The sequence below is a fragment of the Mesorhizobium sp. M7A.F.Ca.CA.001.10.2.1 genome, from assembly GCF_003998575.1.
In the GTDB taxonomy this organism is placed as follows: domain Bacteria; phylum Pseudomonadota; class Alphaproteobacteria; order Rhizobiales; family Rhizobiaceae; genus Mesorhizobium.
Genome location: NZ_RZQY01000475.1, coordinates 1 through 4703, shown reverse-complemented (window position 1 = coordinate 4703; position 4703 = coordinate 1). Strand labels below are relative to the sequence as shown.

The 4703-nt window shown below is 64.0% G+C and carries 5 protein-coding genes and 1 tRNA gene; 3 read left to right on the top strand and 3 right to left on the bottom strand.

Features of this window, described 5'->3' with window-relative positions; translation table 11 throughout:
* Positions 1 to 665 (bottom strand): hypothetical protein (locus tag EN964_RS25145; RefSeq protein ID WP_245490684.1); only part of this gene is annotated, 665 nt, incomplete at its 3' end.
* Between the two features lie 361 nt (positions 666 to 1026).
* Between EN964_RS25145 and EN964_RS25140 the strand changes: the two genes are divergently transcribed.
* Positions 1027 to 1116: transfer RNA gene (locus tag EN964_RS25140), tRNA-Ser, on the top strand.
* A 192-nt stretch (positions 1117 to 1308) separates the two neighbouring features.
* Here EN964_RS25140 and EN964_RS25135 read toward each other — a convergent pair.
* Entirely contained in the window at positions 1309 to 2526 is a 1218-nt protein-coding gene (locus EN964_RS25135; protein WP_127271854.1) for an FAD-binding oxidoreductase, read from the bottom strand.
* Between the two features lie 15 nt (positions 2527 to 2541).
* Positions 2542 to 3306, bottom strand: a complete 765-nt coding sequence (locus EN964_RS25130) for an HpcH/HpaI aldolase/citrate lyase family protein (RefSeq protein ID WP_127268822.1) — start codon at positions 3304 to 3306, stop codon at positions 2542 to 2544.
* Positions 3307 to 3415: 109 nt separating this feature from the next.
* Here EN964_RS25130 and EN964_RS25125 point away from each other — a divergent pair, with 109 nt between their 5' ends.
* Together EN964_RS25125 and EN964_RS25120 are read left to right on the top strand one after the other, a co-directional pair.
* Complete coding sequence (locus EN964_RS25125) at positions 3416 to 4306, top strand: 2-hydroxy-3-oxopropionate reductase (protein WP_127268821.1); 891 nt, start codon at positions 3416 to 3418, stop codon at positions 4304 to 4306.
* 6 nt (positions 4307 to 4312) lie between these two features.
* On the top strand, positions 4313 to 4703 hold a 391-nt coding region (locus tag EN964_RS25120; RefSeq protein ID WP_373565074.1), incomplete at its 3' end, for a shikimate dehydrogenase.

Here is a 4703-nt window from a genome sequence, read left to right as displayed (position 1 = left end):
ACGGCAAAAACGCCGCCGCCAATGGCGCCGATCACCAGGCCGGCCAGGCCGGTGAACACGGCGAAATAGCCGCAGGCGCCCTCGAAACAGCTCATCTCGGTGGCATCAGCGATCACCGAGCCGATGGCGAATCCGCCCACGGCGCCGATGACCGCGCCCAGGACGATGCCGAGCAGCGCGGCGACGACCGAGACGAAGACAGGCGGGCTTTCGGTTTCCGGATTGACATAAACGGCATCGGCTTCGGATCCACGGCGCAGCAGATAGATGCAGAGGACCCCGATGGCGAGTTGAGCAGCGGTGATGGCAAGCGCCTGGCCCGAAAAGACGAAATCCGAAATCGTCAGTGCACAGGCCTGCCAGGCCACCAGCCAGATGATTGTGGCGACCTGCCAGATGGTGAACTGGCGCGGGAAACGGGCCGAGCGGCCGAAGGCGAGGCCGAGCAGGTAAAGCCCCCACAGGATGGTGATGATGTCGACGGCGAGCCCGCCATAGACAAGGTAAAACACGCTGTCTGGCAGGCCGGTGGCGCCGACCGCGGGCCAGACGGAGATCAGGCCGTAGACCGACCACGCCATGACGAAGACGAGCCAGCCCACCGGCACGAAGGAAAGCCCGCTGTCCGGCCGCCTGACTGGCGTCTGTCCATTGCTCGATGTCATGTCCGCACAATGCCCCCGCAAAGCCTCGGCACCCGACAGGCAACTCCGGGGGAAGTCAAGGGCGGCCGGCCCGGCGGTCGTGCCTGTGCACACCATTGCAGCGGCGGCGCCCGTAAAAACGGGCATGCCGGCGGCCTTGCGAAACACTGTATGGCCGGCAAAGCGAATAGACTGCTGATATGGCTTGGCATTCGGCGCCGGATCGACTAGATGAGCCCCGCGCCTGTTGCTTCGACGGCTCAGGTGCGGGGAAGGGCGTTCGCTGGTTGGCGGCGCCGATGGCGGAAGTTCCGCCTTGCCCCAAGGGAGGTGCATCTCCCCAACCCGCGCGGCAAAACCGGCCGACGCGACATGCATGGACGGAGAGGTGGCCGAGTGGTTGAAGGCGCACGCCTGGAAAGTGTGTTTACGGGAGACCGTAACGCGGGTTCGAATCCCGCTCTCTCCGCCAGCTTGCACCTAGGTGTGATCAAGATCGGCGCGCCCCAGGCAATATGATCTGGCGCAGGCTGCCGACGCTCATCGCGATCTCGAGGCCAGGAGGACAACCGGGGCGCTTGTGCTTGGTGCAATCTCGAACACGACCGACGTCCCGTGATGAATTGCTTCGCCAAATCAAAACGGGGTGGTCGATCGTCTCGCCCTAGATCACCGCTTCCTCGAGGAACGGCTCGTTGCGCTCTATGCGCTCGTAACAGAATGGCGACAGATCGAGCGTCTGGAAAGCCCCGTGAACGATAAGTTCTGAAACTCCCCGGCCCACGGCTGGCGACTGTTGCAGCCCGTGCCCCGAGAAGCCGTTGGCAAACATGAAATTGGTCACCTGCGGGTGGAAGCCGACGATGCCGTTGTGGTCGAGCATGTTGTACTCGTAGTGGCCGGTCCAACTGGTCTGGACCTTGAGTGCGTCGAAAGACGGAATGCGGTGCCAGAGTGCCGGCCAGATGTAGTCGTCGAACTCTTCATGGTGCATTTCAAAGTCGTCGTAGCCGGCCGGTCCGTCGCCCTGCGGCGTGTTGCCGGTGAGAAAAAGTTCGCCTTCCGGGCGCACGAATGTACCGGAAAGGTCGATGACGTTGGGCATCCGGCCGGGGATCGGGTTGGCGCTGGCAAAGACGAAGCTGTAGCGCTTGTAGGGCGCGACCGGGATCGACAGGCCGGCCATGGCTGCGACCTGCTGCGCGCGCGGACCCGCGGCGTTGACCAATGTTCCGCAACGAACCGTCTGGCCGGTCGCGAGGCGCACCGAGATGACCCGTCCATCGGCAATATCCAGCCCTGTCGCTGCATTGTCGATATACTCGACGCCGCTGGCGCGGGCGGCGCGGCGGAAACCGTTCATCAGCCCCACGGAGTCGAACCAGCCCTCTTCCCTAGCCCCCCAGGAACCGCCACCGAGATCCTCCACATTGAGCCAGGGGAAGCGATCCTTCAGCGGGCCCGGCTCGAGGAACACTGTGTGGGCCCCAAAACTGCGCTGCAGATCGACGCGCTCGCGGGCCGCTTCGACGCCGTCGGGTGAACAGCAGTAAAGATATCCATGCTCCTTGAAGCCGAGGTCGGGCGCCGGTTCGTCCTTGTAGAAAGGTGCCATACGCTCCTGGAAGGTGCGGATGATCTCGATGCCGAACTGGCTGATCTTCACATTGATCGGATTGGAATATTGCTGCCGGATCGCGCTGGTGGACAGCGCCGTCGATGAAAACTCGTAACTGCTATCGCGCTCGACCACGAGGATCGAGGCACCGCTGCCCAGCGCCTGGCTCAGCCAGTAGGCCGTGGACGAGCCGACAACCGCTCCGCCGACGATGACGATGTCGTAGGCGTTGCGCGATGGCGCTTTGTAAGGCGGGATCGCCATGGCTCCGACTCCAAGCTACTGGTTGAACAAAGCGATCAGGGCATCCGAGCCCCGCGCAAGAAGGCCAAGGTCCGAACCGACGGCAACCATGGTGAAGCCTTCGGCAAGGTAGCGGTCGGCATCGGCCTTCGCCGGCGCCAGGATGCCGCTTGCCTTGCCTGCCGCCGTTGCGGCCTGGCGCACGGACGAGATTGCCTCCTGGACATGTGCCGCGCCGGGATTGCCCATCGCGCCCATATTGGTGGAAAGATCGCCGGGACCGACGAAGAGAACGTCGACCCCGTCGACCCCCGCGATCTCGGCGGCATTCGCCACGCCCAATTCATCCTCGATCTGCACGGCGAGAAGCTGCTGCTCGCGCGCCTTGGCGTGGTAGCCGGCGATGCGGCCGAAGCCATTGGCGCGGTGACCGACCGAGAAGCCGCGAAATCCGCCGGGCGCATAGCTCATGGCCGCGACGATGGCGCGGGCCTGATCGGCGGTTCGTACATTGGGGATCATCAGGCTGCGTGCGCCGATATCCAGCGCCTGCTTGATCAGATTGGGATCGTCGGAGGGCAGCCTGACGACAGCCTCGCTGTCGAAGCCGCCCATCACCTGAAGCTGCGCCATGATGCTGCGCAGATGGTTGGGGCTGTGCTCGCCGTCGATCAGAACCCAATCGGCTCCGGAGCCGGCGACGATCTCCGTGGTGAGCGCCGAAGCCAGCGAGCACCAGATGCCGATGTGAGCCCGGCCAGCCGCGGTGGCGGCTTTCAGCGTGTTGAGGCGTTCTTGCATCTTGCGATCGTCTCCAATCATTTGGTTGAAATTTGTATGATGTCCTATATCATATGGCTACAAAACGCTGCAAGATGCGATGTAGGGACTTTCGAATGGGAGCTGGAGAATGAGGATCGGGTTCATCGGGCTTGGCGTCATGGGAGCACCGATGGCGCGCCACCTGGCCGATGCCGGGCATGAGATCGTCACCGTTCTCAATCGCTCCCCTCTACCGCAGGGCCTGACCGCATCGGTCGTCGCGTCCGCCGCCGAAGTGGCACGGCGGTCCGAGATCGTCGTCACCATGCTGCCCGACACGCCTGACGTCGAACGCGTCCTGTTGGGCGAGGACGGCGTCCTGGAAGGACTGTCAGCCGGCAAGCTGGTCATCGACATGAGCTCGATCAGCCCCATCGCCACGGCGGCGTTCGCGGCGAAACTGCGAGAGAAGGGAGCCGGCTACCTCGACGCCCCGGTCTCGGGCGGCGAGGTCGGCGCCAAGGCGGCAAGCCTCACCATCATGGTCGGCGGCCCGGCCGCCGAGTTCGAGCGGGCGCTGCCGATCTTTGAGACACTCGGCAAGAACGTCACTTTGATCGGCGAGCAGAATGGCGCCGGGCAGACCTGCAAGATCGCCAACCAGATCATCGTCGCGCTCAACATCGAGGCCGTGGCCGAAGCGCTTGTCTTCGCCAGCAAGGCCGGGTGCGACCCGGCGAAGGTTCGCGGCGCCCTGATGGGTGGCTTCGCCGCTTCCCGCGTCCTGGAAGTGCATGGCCAGCGCATGATCGACCGGACCTTCGCCCCAGGCTTTCGCATCAAGCTCCACCAGAAGGATCTCAACCTGGCGCTTGACAGTGCCCGCGCCCTTGGCGTGGCGCTGCCGAACACCGCCATGGCGCAGCAACTGATGAATGCCTGTTCGGCCCATCCAGGTGGCGCCGAGGCCGATCACTCGTCTCTCGTCCGGGCGCTGGAGATCCTCAGCGGCCACGAACTGTCAAAAGAAAAGGAGTAAAAACCGATGCGCGGAACCGGCAAGGCCGAGATCTTCGTGATGCTGGCCCATCCCGTGGCCCACGCCAAGAGCCCCGGCATATTCAACGAGATCTTCGAGCAGAAGGGCCTCGACAGCCTCATGGTGCCCTTGAGCTGCCGCCCGGAGGATTTTGAGACCTTCTGGGCCGGCATCACGGCAGCCGAGAATATCAGGGGCGTGATCATCTCGGTGCCGTACAAGGTTGCGGTCTACCACAAATGCTCCGCCGCGCATGACCGCGCCGCGCGGGTGGAAAGCGCCAACTCGGTGCGACGGCTGCCGGATGGCAGCTGGTATGCCGACAATTTCGACGGCGTCGGCTTCATCGATGCGCTCAAGGCGAACGGGCATCAGATCGCCGGCCGCCGCATTCTTC